The 23,030-nt window shown below is 50.4% G+C and carries 28 protein-coding genes; all 28 read right to left on the reverse strand.

Annotated elements, in window-relative coordinates; all coding sequences use genetic code 11:
* Positions 1-141: 141 nt before the first annotated feature.
* Positions 142-996, reverse strand: a complete 855-nt coding sequence (locus Pmgp_RS16140) for a putative phage tail protein (RefSeq protein ID WP_134215198.1) — start codon at positions 994-996, stop codon at positions 142-144.
* Positions 996-2,111: a baseplate J/gp47 family protein gene (locus Pmgp_RS16145; protein ID WP_134215200.1), complete on the reverse strand. Its 1,116-nt coding sequence runs from the start codon at positions 2,109-2,111 to the stop codon at positions 996-998. The genes Pmgp_RS16140 and Pmgp_RS16145 overlap by 1 nt, the downstream gene beginning before the upstream one ends.
* The gene (locus Pmgp_RS16150) at positions 2,108-2,491 is read right to left on the reverse strand and encodes a GPW/gp25 family protein (protein WP_192902971.1); all 384 of its coding nucleotides are present in this window, start codon (positions 2,489-2,491) and stop codon (positions 2,108-2,110) included. Before Pmgp_RS16150 ends, Pmgp_RS16145 begins: the two co-directional genes overlap by 4 nt.
* Before the next feature lie 88 nt (positions 2,492-2,579).
* The gene (locus Pmgp_RS16155) at positions 2,580-2,933 is read right to left on the reverse strand and encodes a hypothetical protein (protein ID WP_134215204.1); all 354 of its coding nucleotides are present in this window, start codon (positions 2,931-2,933) and stop codon (positions 2,580-2,582) included.
* Positions 2,930-3,997 (reverse strand): phage late control D family protein, encoded by a 1,068-nt coding sequence (locus Pmgp_RS16160; protein WP_134215206.1) that lies wholly within the window; start codon positions 3,995-3,997, stop codon positions 2,930-2,932. The genes Pmgp_RS16155 and Pmgp_RS16160 overlap by 4 nt, the downstream gene beginning before the upstream one ends.
* A gap of 9 nt (positions 3,998-4,006) precedes the next feature.
* On the reverse strand, positions 4,007-4,600 hold the full coding sequence (locus Pmgp_RS16165; protein WP_243119910.1) for a LysM peptidoglycan-binding domain-containing protein: 594 nt from the start codon (positions 4,598-4,600) through the stop codon (positions 4,007-4,009).
* 10 nt (positions 4,601-4,610) lie between these two features.
* Complete coding sequence (locus Pmgp_RS16170; protein ID WP_134215208.1) at positions 4,611-7,196, reverse strand: phage tail tape measure protein; 2,586 nt, start codon at positions 7,194-7,196, stop codon at positions 4,611-4,613.
* A gap of 387 nt (positions 7,197-7,583) precedes the next feature.
* Positions 7,584-7,985, reverse strand: coding sequence for a hypothetical protein (locus Pmgp_RS16175; RefSeq protein WP_134215210.1), 402 nt, complete (start codon positions 7,983-7,985; stop codon positions 7,584-7,586).
* A gap of 207 nt (positions 7,986-8,192) precedes the next feature.
* Positions 8,193-8,627: a hypothetical protein gene (locus Pmgp_RS16180; RefSeq protein WP_134215212.1), complete on the reverse strand. Its 435-nt coding sequence runs from the start codon at positions 8,625-8,627 to the stop codon at positions 8,193-8,195.
* The gene (locus Pmgp_RS16185) at positions 8,627-8,875 is read right to left on the reverse strand and encodes a DUF362 domain-containing protein (protein ID WP_134215214.1); all 249 of its coding nucleotides are present in this window, start codon (positions 8,873-8,875) and stop codon (positions 8,627-8,629) included. The genes Pmgp_RS16180 and Pmgp_RS16185 overlap by 1 nt, the downstream gene beginning before the upstream one ends.
* Positions 8,876-8,890: 15 nt before the next feature.
* A complete protein-coding gene (locus Pmgp_RS16190; protein ID WP_134215216.1) occupies positions 8,891-10,303 on the reverse strand; it encodes a phage tail sheath C-terminal domain-containing protein in 1,413 nt (470 codons plus the stop codon).
* Between the two features lie 29 nt (positions 10,304-10,332).
* Entirely contained in the window at positions 10,333-10,809 is a 477-nt protein-coding gene (locus Pmgp_RS16195; RefSeq protein WP_134215218.1) for a hypothetical protein, read from the reverse strand.
* Positions 10,799-11,401: a phage virion morphogenesis protein gene (locus Pmgp_RS16200; protein WP_243119911.1), complete on the reverse strand. Its 603-nt coding sequence runs from the start codon at positions 11,399-11,401 to the stop codon at positions 10,799-10,801. Before Pmgp_RS16200 ends, Pmgp_RS16195 begins: the two co-directional genes overlap by 11 nt.
* On the reverse strand, positions 11,395-11,826 hold the full coding sequence (locus Pmgp_RS16205) for a phage protein Gp36 family protein (protein ID WP_134215220.1): 432 nt from the start codon (positions 11,824-11,826) through the stop codon (positions 11,395-11,397). Before Pmgp_RS16205 ends, Pmgp_RS16200 begins: the two co-directional genes overlap by 7 nt.
* 510 nt (positions 11,827-12,336) lie before the next feature.
* The gene (locus Pmgp_RS16210; RefSeq protein ID WP_134215222.1) at positions 12,337-13,353 is read right to left on the reverse strand and encodes a major capsid protein; all 1,017 of its coding nucleotides are present in this window, start codon (positions 13,351-13,353) and stop codon (positions 12,337-12,339) included.
* A gap of 70 nt (positions 13,354-13,423) precedes the next feature.
* Positions 13,424-14,113 (reverse strand): hypothetical protein, encoded by a 690-nt coding sequence (locus Pmgp_RS16215; RefSeq protein ID WP_134215224.1) that lies wholly within the window; start codon positions 14,111-14,113, stop codon positions 13,424-13,426.
* Between the two features lie 29 nt (positions 14,114-14,142).
* Positions 14,143-15,156 carry a phage protease gene (locus Pmgp_RS16220; protein WP_192902972.1) on the reverse strand — a complete coding sequence of 338 codons (1,014 nt, stop codon included), beginning with the start codon at positions 15,154-15,156 and terminating at the stop codon, positions 14,143-14,145.
* Between the two features lie 11 nt (positions 15,157-15,167).
* Positions 15,168-16,001, reverse strand: coding sequence for a minor capsid protein (locus Pmgp_RS16225; protein ID WP_134215226.1), 834 nt, complete (start codon positions 15,999-16,001; stop codon positions 15,168-15,170).
* A gap of 3 nt (positions 16,002-16,004) precedes the next feature.
* Complete coding sequence (locus Pmgp_RS16230; protein ID WP_243119912.1) at positions 16,005-17,300, reverse strand: phage portal protein family protein; 1,296 nt, start codon at positions 17,298-17,300, stop codon at positions 16,005-16,007.
* Entirely contained in the window at positions 17,294-18,934 is a 1,641-nt protein-coding gene (locus Pmgp_RS16235; protein ID WP_134215228.1) for a phage terminase large subunit family protein, read from the reverse strand. Before Pmgp_RS16235 ends, Pmgp_RS16230 begins: the two co-directional genes overlap by 7 nt.
* 10 nt (positions 18,935-18,944) lie before the next feature.
* A complete protein-coding gene (locus tag Pmgp_RS16240; protein WP_153189230.1) occupies positions 18,945-19,484 on the reverse strand; it encodes a phage protein Gp27 family protein in 540 nt (179 codons plus the stop codon).
* A gap of 5 nt (positions 19,485-19,489) precedes the next feature.
* The gene (locus Pmgp_RS16245; protein WP_134215232.1) at positions 19,490-19,807 is read right to left on the reverse strand and encodes a hypothetical protein; all 318 of its coding nucleotides are present in this window, start codon (positions 19,805-19,807) and stop codon (positions 19,490-19,492) included.
* Positions 19,794-20,141 carry a hypothetical protein gene (locus tag Pmgp_RS16250; protein ID WP_243119913.1) on the reverse strand — a complete coding sequence of 116 codons (348 nt, stop codon included), beginning with the start codon at positions 20,139-20,141 and terminating at the stop codon, positions 19,794-19,796. Before Pmgp_RS16250 ends, Pmgp_RS16245 begins: the two co-directional genes overlap by 14 nt.
* 12 nt (positions 20,142-20,153) lie before the next feature.
* Positions 20,154-20,597, reverse strand: coding sequence for a guanylate kinase (locus Pmgp_RS16255; protein ID WP_134215234.1), 444 nt, complete (start codon positions 20,595-20,597; stop codon positions 20,154-20,156).
* 138 nt (positions 20,598-20,735) lie between these two features.
* Positions 20,736-21,041, reverse strand: a complete 306-nt coding sequence (locus tag Pmgp_RS16260) for a Mor transcription activator family protein (protein ID WP_134215236.1) — start codon at positions 21,039-21,041, stop codon at positions 20,736-20,738.
* 26 nt (positions 21,042-21,067) lie between these two features.
* On the reverse strand, positions 21,068-21,487 hold the full coding sequence (locus Pmgp_RS16265) for a regulatory protein GemA (RefSeq protein WP_134215238.1): 420 nt from the start codon (positions 21,485-21,487) through the stop codon (positions 21,068-21,070).
* Positions 21,488-21,504: 17 nt separating this feature from the next.
* A complete protein-coding gene (locus Pmgp_RS16270; protein ID WP_134215240.1) occupies positions 21,505-21,834 on the reverse strand; it encodes a hypothetical protein in 330 nt (109 codons plus the stop codon).
* Positions 21,835-22,040: 206 nt separating this feature from the next.
* On the reverse strand, positions 22,041-22,682 hold the full coding sequence (locus Pmgp_RS16275) for a hypothetical protein (protein WP_134215242.1): 642 nt from the start codon (positions 22,680-22,682) through the stop codon (positions 22,041-22,043).
* Positions 22,683-23,030: the final 348 nt, after the last annotated feature.

Genomic DNA, 23,030 nt, shown 5'->3' on the forward strand with positions numbered 1-23,030 from the left:
AGAACAATACCTTAACAGTGCTATCTTCTGCCGCCACCCGGAACGGGGGCAAGGTTCGCTGGACGCCGTTTTGGATACACTTTCCTTCCTGTACCAGGCCGGCGATTGCTTCGCCGATTGCCTGCATCCCTTCAGGCGGAATCATGCCGCATCACTCCTTGCAGTAATTTGTCCACACATCTCATAGCCCCAGCTAACGGGGACAAAGATCGTCTCCAGGGACATCCCGCCAGCCAGGGGGTACCCCTTGTCTCCGGCTGGCATGGCCTCGCCGGCCAGGTCATACTCCCACGCCTTGGTCACCACGTTGGCGCCGGCATCTAATGAAGCAAAGCATCCCTGCCCAGGCTGACCGGCAGTTTGTACGGTACCGCAGGGCGAATATTCCCAGCCTATATACCGCGACATAACACCCAGCGACATACTCAATTGCAGTGCCACTCCAGCCAACGCGGCTGTGCGTTCCATATTACACAGAGAATAGACAACAGGGGCATTTTCAGTAACTATTTTCAGCTCTAAACTTTGGCTTGCCTCTGCCTGATAGACTGCTTCCAAGTGCGCTGGCTTATTTTCATCAACGGTAATGAATATGTCTCTTATTGAAATTAAAATTAACCCGTCAAGTGGCATATTGACGTAAAACGCGTATTCATCTAAAATTTTTGCCACAGCTGCTCCAGGAACAAATTGATTTATTATTTGCTCCAGTTTTATTTTTGTCATACTTGACGGAGCGAGCAACCTTGCCAATATCCTGGCCCGGCGAAGTTCTTCGCTGTCACCCGCGGCAGGAGTAATGTCTAAATCTTTTTCCCAGCGCGCTAACCCCCAGCCGCTCGCAGTTTCGGCAAATATCTGGTCAATTATAAACAAAAGCAAAGACTTCAGGGCGTCAAATTCTTTCCCCTGGGTATCCAGGACGGCCCTGGTGTTGTCGGCATCATAGTACGCCGGCAGCATTACAAGTATTTCCTTCCCCGCGGTGGAATCCATTACGATAATGTCACCGTCCCTTTTACGGCCACGGACCCGGCAGGAATAACTATATTCGCTGCGCCTCCGTTGACCAATACGTTAGAATAGTCGGTAACGCCCTGGGTGTCCAGGAGTAAAGATTCCATGCGGCTGTACCGGACAGTTGTATCCTTAGAATAAGCAATTGTTTTTAGATGTTCGACCACGGCAGCGGCAAAAGCAGCTTGAACCTCCACCAATGTCTTTGAGCCATCGAGGACAACCGTGGCAGCTATATCAATACTTACTGCCGGAGCAGCCACACAGGTAACCGTTGCGCCGATAGGAGCCTTACCCTCACCCAGGCCGGGATTAGGGTCAATATAAGCTTGCACCGCATCTACAATCGCCTGGGCCGCAGGGGTCTTATCCGTTCCCAGAAGAGAAACTTTTACAGTACCCCTACCACTCCAGAGAGGGTCTACATAAACCCCACCAACACCCGCAACCTCCAAGGCCCATTTAACATAATCCGCTTTATTTCCGGAAGTCCCCGGGGAACGCATAACGGCCAGATACTTATTCCGTAAGTCATCATCAGTTTCGGGATCGGTTCCATCTTTCAGGCCGGGTTCTGCCACGGTCACCGCCTCAATCAGGCTTACGGCCACACCAACCTGCTTCAGCACCGTCCCCGCCTGCAGGTTACCGGCCTTGCCAACATTTACGGCCTTGACATGTAGATTAACGCTGGTTGCGCCCTGGTCTAAATTTGCATCAGCCGTGGTAATAATCTGAACGGTCCGGTCCTCAGTCTCAAAAGTGGTGTCTTTGGGAATAAACTGGCCGAATGGCGCCGGCGTGCTGCGTGTGGCCGTGACGATTCCGGTTGCTGCAGTGCCCAATTCTCTTTTTACCCCCTTTTCAGCCGCGCGCCGGTCAAGGTATTTCCCGAAAGTAGTTGACGCAAAGAAAAGGTTTATAATCTGCTCTGCCAGATAGTGGCTTTCCTCTAACTTTGCCGCATTCACTTCTAAAAGTGTCCGTATCACAGAACCGGGGTTTAAATCAGTCAGCTTTGTTCCCTTGGCGGACAAATCGGCCATCATGTCGGAGAGGATTTGGTTAAAGTCTTTAAAATTTGGTTCGGTCAAGGTATATTCACCTGCCAAACAAGGTTCTCAACCCCTGGCTCATCGAGTACCCTGTAAGTTATATTGAAAACGGCCAGCCTTTGCTCCGGATACATTTCCACGTTTACGTCTTCAACCTTCACCCGCGGCTCCTGGTCAAGACATTGCCTTATTCCCACAACAGCCTTCCCAGACCAGGCATCGGCCATTACATCCGAAAGAATGTCATGAACCGGATTACCATACTGCGGGTGAGCGAACAGCCCACCCAGCGGGGTTTCCAGCCTTCGCAGTATAGCGCCTCTGACGTTTGTTGTATCATGCACCAGGGCGGCATCCCCCTGGTAGGTGGGGCTCAGGTCGGGGCCGGCCAGGTCAACACCAAGTTTCGGGTTAGTCATACTATCCTCCATAAAATTAGCTCTTATCTAATAAACAATGTTCCGTTAGTTTAATAAACCTGTGGCAAGTTAAAACCCAATATTAATTCTAAATCCTAGCGATTACCCGTCCGGCGTTCAGGTTGCCGTTTAGAAACACCACAACTACTTCATTGCCGACCTTCAAGGTTCCCCATTCGATTCTTTCCATCGTTTCCTGGGAGGATGTTTCTTTAGGACCCGAAGCTGTAGAATTTATGCTGATTTTTTCCGAATCGTAGTAAACGGTGTGACTGTCCCTTTCCAACGTTGTAGCCTTTATTTTAGTCTCATATAAAAGATTTGTGCTCACCGGTATCCAAGTAGTTTCGATCTTAAATAACGGGATAAAAACCTTCGCAAGGGCTTGTTCAACATTAAGAGATGTAATTATCCCGGCTTGAGGGAATATTAAGTCTTTCACGCGGTTTTCTCCTCGTAATTATATAAATCTTGACGGTACTGTTCTGCCGATTCCGGACGCACATTAGTGAGGCTAAAAGAGGTTTTATAACCATCTTGTTTACTTAAACTATGTGTGGCCTTTTCAACGTAGTAAAATCCATTAAATCGACCGCAACCCGACACCTTTACCTTTTTCTCCGCCAGTATCTTTGGGTTGCCCGGATACCAACCTGTTGCTGTAACAACAGCTCTCGAATTTTCCTTAAGCAGCTTTTCCGCGTACATCTGTGCTAATTCATAGGTTTTAGCTTTGCTAATATACCAGATCCGTTCTTTGACCTGACCACCCATGGCGGTAAGTAAACTCTCATTTATAGCAGAGGCCTCGATCAATTGCTTGTCCCTGCCCGGCCAGTGCCGGACAGTAACCTTATTTACAACCCCCACTGCCGAATCGTCAAACTCTATCTCCCCGCAGTTGGCGAGGCCACTCACCTTGTAATTAAGCTCCGCCACAACTTCCTCGTCTTCGTCCTGGCGTGGCCCGAAATAGAGCTCCTTATCCTTTGTCACATAACACACAAAACCTTCGAGATCAGCCAGGGCCTGAAGCACGTCCCATTCCTTCTTATTGGCCACAAGCTCCTTGTCAACTATTACTGTAGTATCCGTAACCACCGGAGTTAAGCCATATTTAACCGCCATCATGACCGCGATCTGGCTCGATGTGCGTTCCGCGTAGGCCACTGAATATTCAGTATCGATCATCGGCGCCGAATAGTCGCGCCCCGGCAGTTTTACAGTCATCGTGCCGCTGAAATTAGGCTTCACACCATCAATCCGGCCAGTGAACACGTGGTCAAGCTCAGCCTTTGACCAGGCGTATGGAGATTTTACATAGCCCAGATAGATCTTCACTTCCTGCTGCTTGCGAAACCAATCGCTTAAATATAAATCATTACGGAAAGTCACATCAAAGCTGTCCGCAGCCAGGTAAAGCGTATTATCAAATGTCATGTCTATCATGTCGTGCCAGCGTACGTCCACGCCGGCCACCTCGACTATTGCCCTGGGCGCGTCCATAAAAGCCTCCTAAAACGGGATCACGATTTCTTGTCCTATTTGCAAAGTAGTCGGGTCCATAATACCGTTAGCATCCGCAATTTCACGCCACCTGGTGCCATCACCACACCTTTGAACAGCCAGGTCCCATAGAGTGTCCCCCTCTTTGACAACGTAAGTATTACCGGAAGGGGCGGGGGAGGAAGCCTGTTCCACATCGTCAGATGGAGCGGCAGCATAAGTCGTGATAACCTGCGAAACCACCGGTGGCGGTATTTCCGCCACCAGTTCAATTGAGTATTCCACCCGATCCTGGCGTACCAGGTCCCAGGGGAAACTCCTAATCCGGACCTTCTTGCACAGCTCTGGAAAGCCCGTGACTATCAGCTGTATCACTTGACCTGCATCCTTCAGGCTCTCTATTTGAATAGCTTTCCGATAAGCATCGGCGCCGACTAAAATCCCATCCCATGCCAAGGTTGTCTCATCCTCACCCATGTCCTGGTTGACTGGGGGTGCGCCGGGAATATCCAGCTTGGCGATGACGCGAGGATTATTAAACTTAAGCTTTTGCCTTGGAGCCGGATCAAAAAGTATGTCGCCAAGGATTACTTTCGTCGCCAATGCAAATCACCTACGCGATGGCCAGGTCTAAATCGCTACCCTGTAATCGGGGATCTCGCGACCTGGTATACTTGTCCATTCCGCCCGTCACTTTCGCCACTTCCCGCGCGGCGGCGGCCGGGTTGGGATTGGAGATGTAAATATTATATTTGCGATTGTCCTGGTACACCGTAAGCATCCTCGCTACCGGAGGCTCGTAACCACTTGATAAAACGATTCCGCCGGCAGCATAAGGCCTAACTCCAAGCATTGTGCCAACTTGCCGGTATAATCTCATAGCCTGCCCCCGGTAATAGCTCCCTAATGGTATAATCGCTTCCGGTCCAGCCTCACCCACAAGACCCAGGTGTGGATACCTTATAAACCCTCCACGTGCATAGGCCGGGACATCTCCGGCTTCTATGTCCTCACCAGGTTTCTTAGAGGATAAATGAAAGACTCCCTTAATCCAGTTCCACGCCTCTTTAAACCACTCAATAGCTCCCTGGACCTTACCGACTACGTCATCCCAACACTGTATAGCGGTAGTTTTAATCCATTCCCAGGCCGCGCCGGCTTTCTCCTTCACTGTTTCCCAAGCACCGGTAAGCCAGTCCCGGAACCCCAAAAAATTAGTTTTCCAGGCAACTATGGCTGCAGTAATGATTGCGCTTACACCAAGAATAATCCAGCCTATTGGCCCGAGAGCAATCAGCCATGATGCCCCGATCCTCGCCGCTGTAAGTAGCGCCTGCGCACCCAGTCGCAATAACGATCCCCCAAATTGCCCGGCTAATCTTATCCCATTTAAGAATAATCCGCCGAGCTTCTGGAACCCGCCCAGGGCGCTCAGACCCATTTTAGTTAAAAATGGGCCAATCCGGGCAGCAGCGGACTGAATCACTAGCGAGATCCGGCCAAATGTAGCATCTCCAGCCCGCTCAATCAACTGGAAGGCTTTCAGGCCGAGTTGCCCCATACGGCCAAAAATCGCCCCAACTCGCATAAATATCGGGTACCCAAACGACACCGCCGACCATAACGACCGGAAGATTCCGGCGCCCTGGCGGAAATATTTAAACGCATCAAAAAAACCACGAGCGTAACGGGTAAACGACCCGATATGACCAGCTGATTTAACTATAAAACTACCCAGGCCGCCGAACATCCACATAAAACCGCCTATAGCTATTCTCCCTACAGCAAAACAACCGAGAACTTTTAAAACCCACTTCGTCACTAGAGGGTGTGTGTTCGCAAAAGCTGTAACCTTATTTGTCATATCAATAAGCCATTGGACATTATTCTTTATCTCTTTTACCAGCGGGCTCCCCGATTCCGACATGAGTGTTTCCCAGCTGCCCTTTAATGACTCTACCTTGCCAATCAGAGTTCCCTGCCATTCCAGCACCTGGTCCTGAATTGACTTTGCCCTTTCAGCTTTGGCCACCATGTCTTCATAGCTGCCTTTACCCGGTGTGGCCAGGGCGATGGCAGCTCGCATTCCCTGGATACCGAAAACGTCCTTTAGATTCTGTATAGCTTCCAACTTGTTTTTAGCCTGCATCAGTTCATTGATTCTCTCTTCAGGCAGGATTTGGCCAGAGGCGTCCCGCAGGTCTTCCGGCTTGAGGTCGGAGTTTTCAAACAGGACGCTGCGGAGCCTCTTGACAAGCTCCTCCGCGCTTTTTATTTCGCCCTTTTCATTAAATAGAGCATTTTCCCCGCCGATAATTTTTGCCGTTCCGGATGACGTGTATTTAATCGTGGCTCCTTCAAGCCACCCCATATTTTGTAGGGCTTTTTGGGCCTTTTGCGTCCCTTTGTCCAGGTTGATCAGCATGTCATTCAGATAGGTGCCCGACGCGTCACCCAGCCCCATATTATGCAGGACGCCGAGCATCATCGCGGTATCCTTAACTTTTAGCCCCAGAGTATGGGCTGACATGCCGGCCGCCTGCAGGTCCTGCATGATATTTTGCACACCTGCGCTGGATGCGTTTGCCGCCCGGTTCATCTGGTCGGCGACAAACATAAGTTGGTCTCCCTGCAGTTGATACATATTAGTGATCTGAGATATTGCGTTAGCTGCCATAGACGGCGCTATCTCAGCAGTCTGAGCCAGATATAAGGAGGCCTGGGCGCCGCCGTTCATCACATCAATATATTCCATGCCATTCCGGAGCAGCATATTTTGGGCCTGAGCCGCCTCAAGATTGCTGAAAACAGTCTCCGCGCCTAACTTTGTCGCCTGGGCTCGCAGCTCTTCCATCATTCTTTGCTGCTCCTCCAGCGGTACGGCGGCGTCGAAATTCGCCACTTCAACTTTCTTCATGGCCCCTTCGAACTTTGCTGCCTGCCGCGCCGCTTCCTCCACCGGCGCCAGCATCATCAGGCCGCCCTGCGCATGTCCGGCGCCGACGGCTTGAATCTTTTGAAAGCTCTTGATCTGTTCTTCCGCTTGTTTAACCTTTTTGTTGTATTGCTCAAAATCATTTTGCTGTTGTTTGATTGACTGGTTAAATGAAGCCATGTTTCGCTGTGCTTGCTGCAATACAGGGGCAATGTTGCTGACTGCGGTTAAAACCAGCGCGACTTTCAAACTGGTATTTGCCAAATTCCATTGCCCCCCTTTACAGATATTTCAAATATGTTAGACTAAAGAATAGAGGTGAGAATAAATGATACTTACATTTTTAAATTTAGGTCTTTATATTTTCTTAGGCCTTCCAATTGCATTGTTTCTTTTGTGGTTTTTTGCTATAGTCTCTAATTCTTTTTTTGGTGGTCCGGTATGGCTTTGGTTTACAATCTTTCTGATAATAGGCATCTGTTCTTGTATAGGCAAATTTTCTGAAGAATTACGGAAAATCAAAAAACAAAACGAAGCCAACCAGTCTTAGCAACCATAGCCCCGGACTTTCCGGGGCCTATTCATCTTTCATCCGCTCAGCTAACCACTCGAAGGCCAACCAGGCAGCATCCCGCTCTATGTCCGACATGTTTAGCCATTCGCTGTAGGAGACTTTGCAATATCGGGCGAGCTGCACCCAGCGGTAGAGGTCCCCCCGCTCAGCAAAAAACGCGCGGCTTCTTTCGCCCTGGCCTGAGTCTCTTCCTTTACTCCAAACATCTCGTTGAAAACAAGTTTGTAAAACGTTACGTCCTCATCATCCCAGCCGGCAGCCAGGTGTTTATAATCACCGTCCGTGGGCTTGCCGTCTACCTTGGTAATGCACTTTATTGCTACATATTCATCGATCATTAAAGCCGCTGCGGCAAGTTTCTCCGGGGTCATGTCCATCATCTGAGTTACATTCACCCGGTCCCCCGCCAAAGGCCGCCTGAACTCTATCTTCCGCCCGCTGGGCAGTTCCAAAGGCCCAAATGTATTTTGTTTCGACATTTCCATTCCTCCAATAGTTTTCTTGTAGCAGGACAGCCAGGCCCGGCCGGGCCGCCTGGCAGCCCTATTAAATTTCCTAATTGTAACTGCACTTGACGTCGCTAATATTACCATTTTACTAGGCGGCCTCATCGGTCCCGGCCGGTATCCTCAGCCGCCCTTCTTCATCGGTTTCTAATCTGTCAAAAATCTTACATATGGCGCCTGTTAAGCCGCAGCGAACCCTTCCGCCTTAAAACTCAGGTCCTTCTTTGCCACGCCTTTACCCTGACTCACTGAGATGGAAAGTTCCGGAATGACTGCCTGTTCGAACTTATACCTACCTTGCAACCCTTTTTCGGGAGCATCCACCGAGCAGGTGATTACAAAACGCGGGCTCTGTGGTACACGTTCACCGCGCCGCAGGGTAGAAGCGCCAAAGACCTGATTTACAATATCAAGTGATGTCCAGCCCCGTTTCAGTTTACCCTCGATTTTTACTTCGCCGTCAAGAATACGGGCTATGCGTTCACCCAGCTCAAGGTACTCTTCAGTATCATTTTTTATTGAAAACTCTAACTCCTGGTATTCTCCGGCCATCTCCGGCCCGTTCTGGCCGATGACCATAACGCTTACATCAAACCCCTGAATCGGATCAGGCATTATTCTTCACCCCTCTCAGGTTCATTTCTAACTGTTTTACGCCTGGGCGGAGCCTCCTGAGTTGTCACGGCCTGCCCGGGCACAGGTCCGGCCTCGATCAGCCTGACCGGGCAGTAATGGACGCAGATCCCGCAGTCAATACATTTTTCATCAATCTTCACGCCTATGCCGTCCTGGGTGATCGCCCCGGTGGGGCATACATGCCTGCAGTTCCCGCATCCTGGACAGCCTTCCTTAACTACATACATCCGTATCCGCCCCCTTTAACTGCTTTCATTACCGACCAGCCGCTGGATGCGGTGGTCGATATAATCAGCCGCGTAATTTGGCCGGATTCTAATCCTGCTGTTAAGGATGCGTGCCTGGATAGTTTCCGGCGTATTGTTCGTTTCATCACAGATAGTGGGCTTAAAGTCGTAGATTTTCTCCTGCTGCTTTTTAACCACCAGATAATTGTCAATCTGATCGGCTATCGCCTTGCGCAGCTTCGGTGTATTATTTTCACTCTTCGCCCACTGGGTTGCCTCATAGATCTCCATTTCCAGTTCGTCAAAAATGCGCCTGATATTTGTTTGAGACCAGGCTGAATCACTGGATAAAGTAACACCGTTCCTAATCCGGAAACCTCGATTGCCGTCCAGGGCGATGGGGCTGATCCGGGCTTGAGTCAGCGCCTTGATGTCAGCCTCCGCAAGATAACGTTCGGTGCTGTTAATGCCGGCAATCTGCTTGTTGCTGGGGCTTTCATGCCCGCCCAGAGTGGCCAGCCTGCCGGCGTACACTCCATCCGGAGGAATCATAACCCCTGCAAGGTCAGATAGCTCCACCCAGGGATAAGCCAATACGCCGCGCATGCTGTCCATGGCGCCAACACTGGCCACGGCCTGATCCGGAGACAGCCCCCTGTCAGTGTTTAACACAGCCACACGCAATCCACTGGCCAGGCCCAAATTCGCGCAGTGGGTCAAGAGAGCGTTCCGGATAGTCGTGCTGTACTGGCCGGCGCAAATAACAATCCCGCAGCGGACCGTTTCCAGAACTTTTAAACCGAAACGATTTCCGTTCCCGTCAATAGTGCCGACGTAATCAGCGTCCTCTGTTGTGGCCCCGTCATCACCACCGCTAAGAGGAGTAGCTAAAATATTGGCTGGGATCGCAGTCGCCGCTGCCGCCTTCGCAGCGGTTACAAACTGCGATACGACTTTAGTTGCGACATCATCCAGGGTCAGATTATCAAAAGTTTCTTGCTGGACGCCGTATGTAATTATCAATTTGAAAGTGCCGCCGGTAGTGCCGGAAGCAACTGCGCCGGTTATGGAGTTCCCCCAGCTGCCCGGTGTTTTGGCTGTGACAACTACCGAGTCCGCGTTGGAAGCGTCTTTAAACGTATGGGCTGCGCTGTCGATGGATGCCCCGCCGATTCTTACCACTTTAAAGCTGTTTGCTCCCTGGGCCAGCGCCGCCAGCACGGCGGGATAACCTGTCAGCCCGGATACATATCCGCCAAAATAACTCACAAGTTGGTCCACGCTGCCGACTGTTACCGGAGTGTTTACTACTCCCTTTGAAAATGTCCCCACCACACCAATGTCTGAAAGGCTTACCGCCGGCGTAGGCCGTGGCCCCACATCCGACTCATCCACCGCCACACGGGGCTGTATGTATTCCAGAGGCATGTTTTCAATCTCCTTTCTGAGATAAAATGTTACTGTTCAGTGCCAATATCATTATTAATATGTTCTATCGGCTGGGTTTCCGGCCATGTCCTGGGCGAGTAATACTTCACCTGAAAGTCAAGATCTGCCATATGTAAAATCAGATTTTTACCCGCGTCAGCTGTAGCGTAAAATATTTTATTAAGATAGCTGTTCGCCACGGCGCCCCCCAGTGTACGGTTCTTAACCAACACCTGCCTGGCCGCTTTGGCTTGTTTACGAATCTTGGCTTCAGCCGTCACGGGATCGACCATTTTCACCCAAATCAGGATTCTAACGCTGCCGACCGTTTCATCCTTGTCCCTCGTATACTCATTAAATCCTTCCTCATCCAGGCCGACTGAACATCCCGATGTTGCCAGTGATACAAGGCCGTTGGCTTTTTTCCAGTCAACTAATTCCGCTAAATTGTCATCAGCTTTTAGGAGATCATGCACCAGATCAACTATTTCAATATCATCTGACATTATTTGCAGCCTCCATGATATAGTCCTTGGTCACCCTTAGAATTGCCGTATTATCCTCCTCCTGTAATACCAGGTACGGCCGGGCCGGTATAGTCACCTTTTTAACCATTAAAAATCTTCCACCGACTGGAATAAGTAGCGCCCTTTTGTTCTTCGGTTTAATTTCCCCGCCCAGTTGGTGAATCCGGGCATAAGGCAGGGAAGAACCGATCTCAACACTGGTATTTGTAATCTTCCCGATATCAATAGACTTTTTAAGGTCTCCTTCCCGGTGAAGGATCTTGTTGCTTTGTTGGCCTAGTGCTGTTTCTTCCCATTTTTTTCTCGTTTCGGCCTTTTTAATTCTTTGGTAGCCCTTTGACCCATGCAGTTGTTCTAAAACGCTGGCGTCATAAATCTTTTTTGTTAATTCACTGATAGGCTTCCATTTCTCAGGCCGGCCCTCTGACTCGAAGTTCCTGGTCACGGAACCCCGGATTATTTCCCCGATCTGGCCCATCAGCGGCCTGGTGTTCACGCCCCTGGCCGCCATGCTGGCGATAACATTCATTACCGTGTCCTGGCCTTCAGCCTTGACGTACAGTGTTACCATTGCCTAATCAAATCCTCGATCGCGCTTTTATTCGGGGTGGTGCTGGCAATCGCCGGTGTGCCGCTGGCGCTCGGCGTGCTGATCAGCGAGATGCCGGGCAGCCCGTCCAGCTGTTTCTTGTCAACCAATTCAGTTAGATCCGCTTCAGCCCTCTTTATCAGAGAATTGCTCAGGTTCAGCAATTCCTGATTAAGCTGGTTGCTGAACGATTTGGACAGCACAAACCCCGCCGCCATATCCTGGGCGATAGACTCTATAATTCCCGGTACCGGCTCCCGCAACGGCACAACATAACGCTCCCGGAGTGCCGTGTCTATCCGTTCCTGGGCCTTGATTATAAAAGGAACAATCTTATTGTCCGGAACTATTGTCGTATCATTTAGCAGCTCGTTGGCTTCCCGCACTTTGCCAGCATTACAGTACATTGTTCAGCGTGCCTTCCTTCTCCGGTTGTATCTGGTAACAGGTTTAGTAACAAGTTGTTACTAAAGGTAACAAGTTAGTAACAAGTTGTTTTAAAAAGGTAACGGATATGGTAACGGCCCTCGAATACAGGCCACACCTGGATTTAACAGCTTTAAAGCATTTATCCGGGCAGTAATTAGTAACAATTTTGTTACCGAGATTTTATAAAACCGTTACCTATGTAGATTGTTAACAAAACACGGGTTTGCTTTTAAAGGCCCTTAAATGCCCCGTAGAGCCTTTTGACCATTTTTTAGGCCCTTACATATGCCCGAGGTAAAAGTAACAAAAAGTAACGGGGTTTTTGTAAAAAGTAACGGGGTTTACGTGTAACCATCCTGCTCCTTTTCCGATATCTCACTGATCGGGTTGGTTGCCAGTAAAACTCAAGAACAAAAAAGAGTGACGGCACCATCTTAGTGGTTAGTATGGCGTCGCGCCTGGTGGCCCAGGCGCGGGCACATTTGGAGTTAAGCTACTTTTGCGCTGATGATCCAGTTCGGGTGATACAGCCTCGGCAGGCCGTAGATGCCCACGGTGATGTCCACGTAAGGGTTCTTATTCTGCTGAGCCTTGTCTTCAATTACCGCGAACTTGCCCGGCAGCGGTTTGTCCAGGGTGCCGTTGTGCAGGCTGATGGTGCTGCCGAAATCCATCAGTTGCTCATTCGCCGGGCCTTGCCCACGGATGACAAAACGGTCGTCGGGCACAAACGGCTTGAATGTGCTGCTGTCATCCACGTATCCTTCGTCGTAACAGGTGAAGTCCAGTTTCGGGAAGAGCAGCTTCAGGGCATCAGCGATATTGTTCGCGCTGAGGTTCTTGGCATACTGTGTCCCCTTCAGGAGGTCCCTGATTTTCGAATTGTTGGCCAGGTAGCCGGCCACTTTCATATTGAAATATGCTTCAACGCCGCGCGCGCCGGTGCCCCGGAATAATAACAACCAGGTGGTGATATTGGTTATGGGGTCGGCGCTGGCGATTACACTCCAGCGGTCGTTGTTTTGCAGCTCAGGCTTATTGCCGTCAGGCACGTTGTAGTTGATGGTATATTTAACACCGTTCTCGTCAATTTCAAGAATTCCCGTAACAATGGGCTGCCAGCGGAGCCATTCAATCCTGGTCTCCAGCCGGTCATCCATTTCCAGCGACCTCTTCATTACCAGGTCGCGCCCCGCGCGCTCATTGTAGCTACCGGCCTGGCGCGCGAAGAGAAGTTCCGCTTCATTAATGCGATAGGTCTCCTTGAAGTAACCGGTGCCGATCCGTTTCAGACTCTGGCCGGGGAGCTTAATGACCTTCGGATCGGCGCCCACATTATGCGCCTTGGTCATGCCTGTGGAGGCTTCCAGCACGTCAAACTCTATATCCTTTGCGAATACGTCTTTTACCGGGCAGAACTTGGCGCCGATGAACTGCGCCGGGTCAACCACCCGGTTTCTCACAACATGGCTAATTTCCCGCGTTGTCGGAAAAGCTAAGGGCATCTTTATATCCTCCTTATCTCAACTCGGCACTCCTGGCGCCGGTCTATTTTATCGGATTTAATTTCCGGTTCTACACCGGCACTATGGTTATGTCCTCAATCATTCTGGCGCCCATAGCCGCCTTTGCTGCCGCGTCCATGCCAACCAGCAGGCTGGTATAGAACGGGCCGCCCAGATAGGCGCGGACATTTACGTCAGTGGCCTGGTTCGGCATTTCCTCAGCCAGGATAATTGAGGGAGTCACGTTTGCGTCTGTGGCGCCGGCCAGGGCAGTGGCGGCCATGGCCGTCATGACACCGCTTCCGTCGCTGGCTCCGGTGTTGGCGACAGTGACAAGGTTCTTCACACCCAGCGCGGCATTCACCGCCGCTATCACATCTGCAGCCGTACTCGTTATCGCGCCGGCCTCGCTTGTGGCCAGGGAAACCACTATGGTGTCGTTCTCAATGGTCACATTAAGCGCCTGGCTGTTGCCGGCGGGATCTTTGTGCTGGATTTTGATGCCGTGAGCTGCGGTACCGCCGCTTTTCGCCGTGTAGGTTATGGCGTTGTTATTACCGACCACTCCCGTTGCCAGGGTGGCAAAAGTAGCGGCCGTGTACTTTTCATACTTGCCGGTGCCGGTGTTCTTACCCAGCACGGTACCGCTCACCAGGTCGCCCTGGGCGGCGGCCAGCAGCACGGAAACGATTGGCCCGCGAAAATCTGGAAAAGCGAGTATCTGACGGTCTTCATAACTTTCAACGGTTATAAGCTCCATATTTCTTATATCCTCCCATCAACTAAAAATTACAGAATGTACTTGCCATCTGCGGTAATTTTCCCGCCCATGGCTATAACATCCGCGTCGGCCATCTTTTTAATTTCCTCTGGAGATCCCGGCTTGGTTGATTCCTGGCTGCCGACCTGTGCCAGCTTTATACGGTGTTCCTCCGGCAAAGCCTCCAGTATTGAGAAAACCTGTTCGGCCAGGCTGATTTCCTTGTTGTCCGCCAGTTTAATCATGGTGGTGCCTGCTGCCGGGTTGGCTAAAAGAATGGTCCGGGCAGCGTCACACATAACAGGAGGGATTCCTTTTCCTACCAGATCCTTTAAACGCGCGTCGATTTGGTTCTCCCAGGCTGTCATTTCAGTAACGCCAAGTTTCGTTTTCGTTTCCGAGAGCTCTCTTTGTGCGTCCGCCAGCTGAACTTTTAAGGTATCGATCTCCGCCAGTTTTTTGCGCTCTTCATCTGTTAGACCACCAGCTACCGGAGCAGGCTTAAGCCCCTCAAAGAATTTAGTAAAAGCCTCCGACAGCTTCTTGATGAACTCATCTCCCATTGACTTTTTAACCTCCTCGTAATCTAAATAGATTGTTCCCGGTGGGTCAGCCAGGGCCACCGTGTCAGGCAGCCTGGTCAAGAACGGTTCGTTGGTCAATCCTATTGCGATAAGCGTAGGACCTACGTCTGATCCGGTTTCCTTGTTGATGTAATGATCTTGGTATTCTGGACTGGCGAAGCGGTACCGTTTACTCTTTACCGCGTCGACCACTTCGTCATTGGTGGGATGCGCTAAAGCAAATAAAGTGTCCCCCTCTTGTATAATATCGTGCACCCAGGCTTCCGCCGGAGCATCCCCGAATGTTACTGTCCCGTCCTTTGTGTGCCCCAGCCGCACATAGGGCGGCCGGCCCAGCACATCGCGCCTGAAATTACCTATTATGGAGTCAAATTTATTCTGGGTACCCTCAATGACTCCATACACCGGGTGGCGCCAGCTTCCCAGTTTAAAAAATGGTATCTTTAACTTACCTGACATCTGTATACCTCCTAAGCGGCCGATTTCCAGCCTTTCGGCAGCGGCGCCACATTGCTCCAATCCAGCGCCTCCTCGGTAATTAGTTCCCCCTGGTAGCAGGAGTACAGCGGGTCAAGTACCGACCGGCAGCGTCCATGTAGCGGGGGAGTGTTTCCAGAAACCCGGGTATCATCCAGCCGCATGATCAGACCGTGCCGGCTCCTGCACACCGCCGACGTCCGGCCGTCCATCACCGCCGAAAACCTTACATAGTCAACCCGGTTCTCCGCGTAACTGGCCAGTCGCCCCCGGTTATAGGAATATGTGGTTTCCGTAGTGGTGATCAGACTCGCCCGTTCCTGGCCGCTGTTGAGAAGGTCCTCAACCGCCAATTCGGTTTCTTTTCTGGACTCCCCGGCTAAAAACCGGACCATGATCTTCTTTAAGCCGGCCGTCAGGTCACCGTCCACATCACCGGCCAACACTATGGACCTGGCCTCCATGGCCTTGATCGCCTTTTCCGGGATTATCTTGGGATCATCCTCATAATTAAAGTCAAACCCCGGTAAGTCCGCCAGCTTCCTACCAACGAACCGTTGGTGCAAATCATCCACCAGCAGCTGTCCGTGCGCCCGGCCCGCAGCAAACATTTCCACCGCATGATTTGACAATATACCAGCCAGAGATCCGGCATCAGTTTTGATCGGCGGCAGCCTGCTGAGCACGGACGGACCGCCTTGCCGCTGCAGGCGCTCTATCTCACTCCAGGGGATCGCTTTCCGCGCCCGGTCCAGCCAGTTGACCAGACGCGCCAGGACTTTGCCCTCTGCGTTATCAAGCTGCTTAAAAAGGAGTTGTTGATCCACCGGTTATTCACCGCCCTGGCCGGCGCGCAGGTACCGGCTATACGATTTTTCCGCCTTTGCCTGTGTGCCCACTTGCCTATCCGGCAGGCCCATCACGTTCCTGGCGTAAGTGAAATCTTCCTCTATAGCCGGGTCAATCATCCCGGCGTTGGTCAGGTTTAAAAACACTTCTGAATACAGTTTTAACTCCTCGGCGCTTGGCTGGCGTTTTTGAAAGTCCCCCCAGTCCTTTTGGGTTCCGAAATTATATGTAATCAACCTGCTGATAAACTGATCAAGCAAGACCTCTTTCAATTGAGTAAACAGAGCCTGCACCATCTGCAGAAACCCGGAAAAGTGCGACATGCCCAGCGCCAGGCTGCCGGATCGCGCTCCCTCATCGAACACCAGGGACGGGATCAACAGACCGCGGCTGATCATCTTATTAAGGTAGTTTATTGCCTTGTCGAATGCTGCCCCCGCGCCTGTGCCGCCGGTTGCCACCGCGTCCACTTTCGGCAGTTGCCCGCTGTGGCCGGCGCCGGCGTCTTTTGCAGAAAAGACTAAAGCAGTGCCGTTTTGTAAATTGGCCAGCAGTTTTGTCGCAAACTCCAGCTGGCTCATTTCCTGCTGTGTATCCGGATCCTTGACGGTACCATCGGGGACCATCGCCGCCAGGATCGGCGTGCCGAACTTGTCCAGAGCGCGCGCCCACATTTTCAAAAAGGCGTCTTTCAGCAGCCAGTTCTTACGGACCGGCTTAAAGGCGCTTTTGCCGTAATAGTTATTAAACCGTTTGCGATATGAGAAAATAATGCTTTTCTCTTTCGGTATATCTACCCCCAGGGCGTTGAGCAGGCTTGCCTGTTTGATTTTGTCCAGGCGCCCGCGTTCATTGACGTGAAACGTAATAGAGTACGGGTGGTAGGTAGCCAGGTAATCCAGCATAATCCTGCCGGAATTAGCCAGCCATACTATTTCCGTCGCCGAGTATCCCGCCCACACCGCCGATAGAATATCCTCGCACGCCAGTGCCAGGCTGCCGTCCATACCTTCAAAGCACTCGTGCACTAACGCCGTTATCCTATCGTCAGAGTGGCTGTATTCACCCAGGAAAGATATCACACACAGGGTTAAGAAGTAGAAAGAAGCCGCCACCGTTTCATCGGTGTCAAGCATCCGTTCATATTCAAGCACCAGGGCTGCGTCCGGATTAAGTATCGCCCCGTCGAAAAGGTTAAATGTGCTCTGCAGCTGGCTGCCGATCTGGCCGACCTCCGGGGTGTATCCTTCTGGCAACATGGTCACCTCTATTACCAATTTACTTCCGCCGCTATGCTTTTGCCGGCCACCCGGCCGCCGGTAATGGCGGGTCCTTTTCTTCGTTTTGGACGTATAAATTCAAGCGCCAGGCGGGCCGAGTTAATCGCCATGCCATAGTGGTTTTCCGTGTTCTTTTTATATGAGATTCTTTTTTGACCGTCCGGACCTATGATTTCTTCCTTGACCAGCTTTTTCAGGTGCCGTTTGATTTCTTCAAGCGCCTTTTCCTCTTTAGTGTCCCTTGGCTTAAAGAGTAATGCCTGTGGCGGATTTGTACCGAAACATGAAGTAGTCTCATCAAGTGATTCATCCCGGTCAACCTGGATTACGTTGACCTCTCTTTCATCCTCACCTTCGGTGGTCTCTTTGTAATTTGACTTAAAATACTGGATAAAGCCGGTGGCTTTCTGTAAGGCCCGGACCACCCGTTTGGACTCTGTCTTATACGGCATCGCGTCAATAATCAGCGCGCCCACATTATAGACATCCTCCCAGAAGCGAATAAGCCCTAGCAAATCTTCCACGTCTATATGAAAAGCCGCTATAGTCCGAAAACCATCGTCGCCCATGGGCGCCACAACCGCTATATGGGCCTGGTCGCCCATGTCTATGCCGATGCCCGTCACCTCATCGGACCATTCCTGGAAGTAATAATCCCCGGCTGCCTGAACTATTTCCAGGACTTTCGAATTGATTGGCTGCATGTTTCCGCTGTCGGCGATACCCAGAGCGCTGCGCCGAACGCGGGCTATCTTGGCGGGTTTACCCTGGGCTTTTAGCCAGCGGTCCCATATGAGGTCCAGCCTGGCCTCCCGGATCGCCAGCTGCGGCACCCGGTACCCACGGTGGTTAGATCTCTCCGGATGCTCCGCCTCCCAGCGGCCATTGTCAGCATTTAAAGGCTTGCCGCATTTCAAACAGGCCAGGTAAACCTGCCCGCCGTTTTTACGCTCATCGCGCATATTATCCGGGAATTCTTCTTCCGGAATGGATTCCCGGCCGCAGCCCTCACAGGTGACCGTCCACTTACGCATGTCACTTTCCCGGTACAGTTCATCGATGCCGTCTTCCTCGAAAATCGGGGCGCTGAAGTATTTCTGCCACCCCAGTTTACTGGCCAGAATCCTGTCCTGCGCCAGGTCCATGTTCTCCCGGTTAATAAGCGCCACTTCATCAAACAACACCTCATCAGCCGGGATTGATATCGCGCCGGTCTTTGAGACCAGCCCGAGCATATAGAAAAAGTGCGTTCCGATTTGCTTCAGCCCGGCCTGGTCGGTACCTATTAACCTTGAATGCAGGTATTTGCTGCGCTGCACATAAGGGTCAAAACGTGTCTGGCCAAATCTTGTGGCCATTTTATCTGTGGGAAGATAATAAATTACGTTCGCTCCCCATAAATCTACCAGATAAAAGGAATGGGCCAGGAATAGGGTGCTGAAACCAGTCTGGGCGCCTTTGGAAATAGTGATATGGGGATGGGAGAAAATATCTTCAACAATATCAACCATAAATGCCCTGTTCAGAACGTTATATGGCGTCTTGTCATCCAGGATGATGTGTTTATAACAGTATTCCCCGAAGGAAAGACCCTTTTGGCTTTCCCCAACCAGTTCCCCTAAAATACTCACTTGGCACCTCTTAGCCGGCAATCTCCGCCTTGGCTTTTTCCACCAGCTCCATCATTCGCTGCTGCAGCTCCGGGTTTGCCGCCAGCTCTCCCTTAAGACTTTCCTTAATTCTCGCTGCCGCAGTTTCCACGCCCTTATTAAACTGCAGCTTCAGCGCCTCACGCCTGGTCGACGCGTCCGCCAGTTTTGGCAGCACCTTGAGAAGTTCTGTTACTTTTTGCCCCTGCAGGTTATCTAAATTCTGCAGTGTCTCCATAATCATGGAAAGGGCAAGCTCGTTTGTTGCTTCGGCCAGGTGTGTGGCAGGCTCGCCCTGGTTGCTGTCAATGATTGCCTTTGCCTGCTCTCTGACCAGTTTCAGCCGTTCAAGCCTGGTATTGAAATCCTTCCCGTAGCGGCCGACAGCGGACTTACTGACCTCTTCACCCATTTGTTTCAGCCAGGCGGAGATCTCTTCGTATGTATGCCCGGCAACCAGCTTCTCGTTAACCAGTTCAAGCAGGACCGGGGGTAGCATAGCGACCTTGTGGTGCTTCCTTCTCACAACCACCCGCGTCACCTCTGAAAAAGAAGCACGCCTGGGTCTGGCTGGATGTTTCCCTCCAGGAGGTCGATGCCCTTGGCTGTTATATAAACGAGAGTGCGGGAAATACCCAGATGCTTCGCTTCAGCCACCTCCGTGCGTACATACCCTTTTTCCAAAAGGTACTCTATATGACCCCGGAGCAGGGCGGGGGAGGAATCAAACTGGTTTTCTCCCACCGTCGTGGCAATCAATTTTTCACTGCAGCCATGCGGGTAATTATGCATGCATATGGAAAGTATAAAGCCCCTCAATTCCCTGGCTTCATTCCTCGCCTCATTTACAAACATCTTTTTCGTTACCTCCTAGCAGGCGGGCCAGCCCCTTCGATATTTCACCGACATCCCTTGCTATGCGGTCCACCTTCAGGTCAAGACTTGCCACAGCCCTGATAAAATCATCCCTTAAGACATACTCAAGGGGTAAAGACGCCTTAAAGTCCGCGAGGTCACCCCGCAGGTCTTTTATTTCCTTGTCTTGGGCTTCATCTTTCTTCTCCTGGTTGGTCATCCAGTACCTGACGAAAAAGCCGATTATAAGCACCGCCGAACCCAGCAGGCTTACCGCTATCAGAAGAGCGGGGAAGTATAGGCTTGAAGGCATTACCTGTACCGCTTCGCTCACTACGCCACTCTCCTAACCCGCGACCGGAACTTGCTTGACCTGGAATACTTTGGACTCAATAGTGTTTTTGATATGTGTCACATAGTCGCCAAAGTTTTCCTGCAGAACAGCCAGCACTTCAGGCCCGACAGTCTTAATTACCTCGTCATAAGCTTCCTGGCCGATTTTAAGCAATTCCGCCCGGTCAGCGATTCCAGCCTTAACTTTTTGCCGCAGGCTGGCCGCGATGGTCTGTTCAAACTTTTCCACCGTCCTGGTCGCGACGTCATCCAGTTGTTTAGTTGCCCTCCAAAGTATGCTCGCTTGCTCCTGATCCTGCATCTGCGCTGTCTTCTCTTTGATGTGTTTAGCCGCTTGATGCAGGTAATATACCGCATACGTACTCGCGAGAGAGAGGATTGCGATCAGTACCTCCACCAAAACTTCCGTCCCTTTTGCCATCAACTGCCCTTCCACTATAATTACCTCCTTTGTTGCGCCTGCCGTGCTATAGTAAAATCCCAGCCGCTATACAACTGGGATTTTATACCTGTGGTATTAAACTGTCCATATCAAGCACTTGAAGAAATTACTTGTAGAAAACACCAGAGGGGTTCAAAACATTTTTAGCTGCTCACCCCGCTCGGAGCCGATAGTGTCCTGAAGGATATCCCTTATCCATGACTCTGACAGGCAGTATTTTTTCGCCAGGTCCCGGACGTTAAAACCGGTGAATTCCTTTCTGATCATCCGGTCACGGACATTCTTTATTACCGAGTCGTACTTCGGAATATACAGATATGATCCGCCCAGTTCCATGGCCAGCTGGATCGCGTTCTCAGGCCCAATGATGGACGCTATTCTCTTATATGACTCCGGCAGGTCCTCCAAAGTTACCTCTTTGTTCAGCAGGTCATTCACCGGTTAACCACCACCTTGATTAAGATTTATACTTCAGGCGAAGCCTTTGCCGTTTTGACTTTAGCCTGGCGTTCCAGCAGTTTTTTTAATCCTTCGATTATCTGCCAGGCGGCTCTGGCGGTAAGCCACCGCAGATCCTCCACCTTGGCGTATTTCTTGACAAAGCCCTTCAGTCGCTTTGGATTATCGGCCCAACCCAGCTCTCCAGCCAGCTTATTTATTTTCCATACCTGAGCCTTGGACGCCATCTCCGGCCTGTACTGCCTGTCCAGCCGGTCCTGCAGGTAGTCGATCACCCTGACGGCCTGCATCTTGGAAATGGTAGATATATGTTCCGAGCCGGTAAGGTTGTACACCAGGCCGTGGAGGTCTTCACCATCCATACCCAGTTCCCTGGCCATCACCCAGAGCTTCTTTATTTGCGGCTGCGTAATTAATTGGGCCATTTCATAACCAGCCTTTCCTACTTGAGTTTCGTTCCAGTCCGGTCGAAAACAGTTTTAGCGATGTCGATAACTTCTTCAACCGCTTCCATGCCTATGTGGCCATAGGGGGTATATTTTTGCAACGCTTCTATGCTCTCGAAAGCTTTTTGGACCTGTGCCGGACAGACAGCTGGGAGTATGGAAGCGAGAATATCCGACGCGGCGGCCATTCCTTCATGGGCTGTATGTCTTTCATAATTTGTATTCGCTTTTCTTTTCAACTCAGCGTACCTAATCCCGTTCCTGACTGTTTCAATAAGCAGTGTTTCCAGCGCTATTTCGATTGATAGATTTTGTATGATCGACATGGTTTCATCTCCTTTCAATAAAGAACTACAACATTGTTTTCATTTGCATATTCTCTGGCTATTTTAATAGCCTTGCTGATAAGTATAGTGCCTGTGTCAAGCACTACGTTGTCTCCAGTGCTCCATGCAATATCTTTCGTCCTGCTTATACACCAGTTTCCAGTTGCGGGATTAATGGCAAGGTAATACACAAAAACTTACCGGTATTACTCTTCAAAGTGGATATCCCCAATTTGATATTCAGGTTCTTCAGCTACCTTATTAAGCTGTTTTCCAATGTTAAATAATAACTCCCAAAAATGATGGTACTCTCCTTTATTGGAATAACCGGCGCTGAATGTGTAAGTTCTCGGTTCTTTCAGATTGTGTTTCTGATATTGCATATACCTTCTTGCTTCTTCAAGAATAAAGAAGAAGGCAATATCATCGTAGCTTACATCTCTCCAGGCAATAGTTATGTCTTTCACGCCATGAGCCTCGAAATAGTCCTTATAGTCTGTTATATATAAAACCTTATCGTCATAGTTTATTCTTTGATACTGGAGTTCTTTAAATGATTTAGGTTCTTTAATTGGAAGAGTGGGCATATTGTCTTTGTAGTAATCTCTTACCAATTCTGTTTCGCTATCATACCAGTGGTTATTATAATAAGAAAAGACAAGCTGTAAACCGTCCATGTGCTCCTCAATATCAGCGCTGTAGGGTATATAGCTGTAGCGCTTATCCTGTACAACATGGATCGGTTGATTTGTTAGCAGGTTATCATCCGCGCCAGGATAATGCTTGGCGGCAAATAGTTTAAGGAATTTTTCCTGTTCGTCGGTGATATTTATGGTTATTTTCTTCAATTTTCACCCTCCTCGCAAAATGTAATTGGCTCTGGAAAAGTCCCGCCCACTCTTTACGGCCCCGGAATCATTACACTGGACTTACGCCCACCTTGCGACTGCCAGACACCGGCTATCATCCAACCCCTTGCGGCAGAACCGAGATTACTCGAAGTATTTATAAACTATCCTGCAGCCCTCCACTTCACTCCTTCGCACTATTACCAAACACAACAACTATCGAATGTGCAGTTATTCACTTTCTTTTGTGACTCTTGAGTTAATAAAAACGCTCGCACCGTTTGGCATTTTCATATTCTCGATTACGGTTTCTTCAACCAGTGATTTTACTTGTTGCAAGTTTTTGGG

The organism is Pelotomaculum propionicicum (assembly GCF_004369225.1).
Classification (GTDB): Bacteria; Bacillota; Desulfotomaculia; order Desulfotomaculales; family Pelotomaculaceae; genus Pelotomaculum_B; species Pelotomaculum_B propionicicum.

Coding starts and splice junctions, on each gene's coding strand:
- Pmgp_RS16140 (WP_134215198.1), bottom strand. CDS start 996: ATGGATTCCACCGCGGGGAAGGAAATACTTGTAATGCTGCCGGCGTAC.
- Pmgp_RS16150 (WP_192902971.1), bottom strand. CDS start 2,491: ATGACTAACCCGAAACTTGGTGTTGACCTGGCCGGCCCCGACCTGAGC.
- Pmgp_RS16160 (WP_134215206.1), bottom strand. CDS start 3,997: ATGGACGCGCCCAGGGCAATAGTCGAGGTGGCCGGCGTGGACGTACGC.
- Pmgp_RS16175 (WP_134215210.1), bottom strand. CDS start 7,985: ATGTCGAAACAAAATACATTTGGGCCTTTGGAACTGCCCAGCGGGCGG.
- Pmgp_RS16180 (WP_134215212.1), bottom strand. CDS start 8,627: ATGCCTGATCCGATTCAGGGGTTTGATGTAAGCGTTATGGTCATCGGC.
- Pmgp_RS16185 (WP_134215214.1), bottom strand. CDS start 8,875: ATGTATGTAGTTAAGGAAGGCTGTCCAGGATGCGGGAACTGCAGGCAT.
- Pmgp_RS16190 (WP_134215216.1), bottom strand. CDS start 10,303: ATGCCTCTGGAATACATACAGCCCCGTGTGGCGGTGGATGAGTCGGAT.
- Pmgp_RS16195 (WP_134215218.1), bottom strand. CDS start 10,809: ATGTCAGATGATATTGAAATAGTTGATCTGGTGCATGATCTCCTAAAA.
- Pmgp_RS16200 (WP_243119911.1), bottom strand. CDS start 11,401: ATGGTAACACTGTACGTCAAGGCTGAAGGCCAGGACACGGTAATGAAT.
- Pmgp_RS16205 (WP_134215220.1), bottom strand. CDS start 11,826: ATGTACTGTAATGCTGGCAAAGTGCGGGAAGCCAACGAGCTGCTAAAT.
- Pmgp_RS16210 (WP_134215222.1), bottom strand. CDS start 13,353: ATGCCCTTAGCTTTTCCGACAACGCGGGAAATTAGCCATGTTGTGAGA.
- Pmgp_RS16215 (WP_134215224.1), bottom strand. CDS start 14,113: ATGGAGCTTATAACCGTTGAAAGTTATGAAGACCGTCAGATACTCGCT.
- Pmgp_RS16220 (WP_192902972.1), bottom strand. CDS start 15,156: ATGTCAGGTAAGTTAAAGATACCATTTTTTAAACTGGGAAGCTGGCGC.
- Pmgp_RS16245 (WP_134215232.1), bottom strand. CDS start 19,807: ATGTTTGTAAATGAGGCGAGGAATGAAGCCAGGGAATTGAGGGGCTTT.
- Pmgp_RS16265 (WP_134215238.1), bottom strand. CDS start 21,487: ATGGCCCAATTAATTACGCAGCCGCAAATAAAGAAGCTCTGGGTGATG.
- Pmgp_RS16270 (WP_134215240.1), bottom strand. CDS start 21,834: ATGTCGATCATACAAAATCTATCAATCGAAATAGCGCTGGAAACACTG.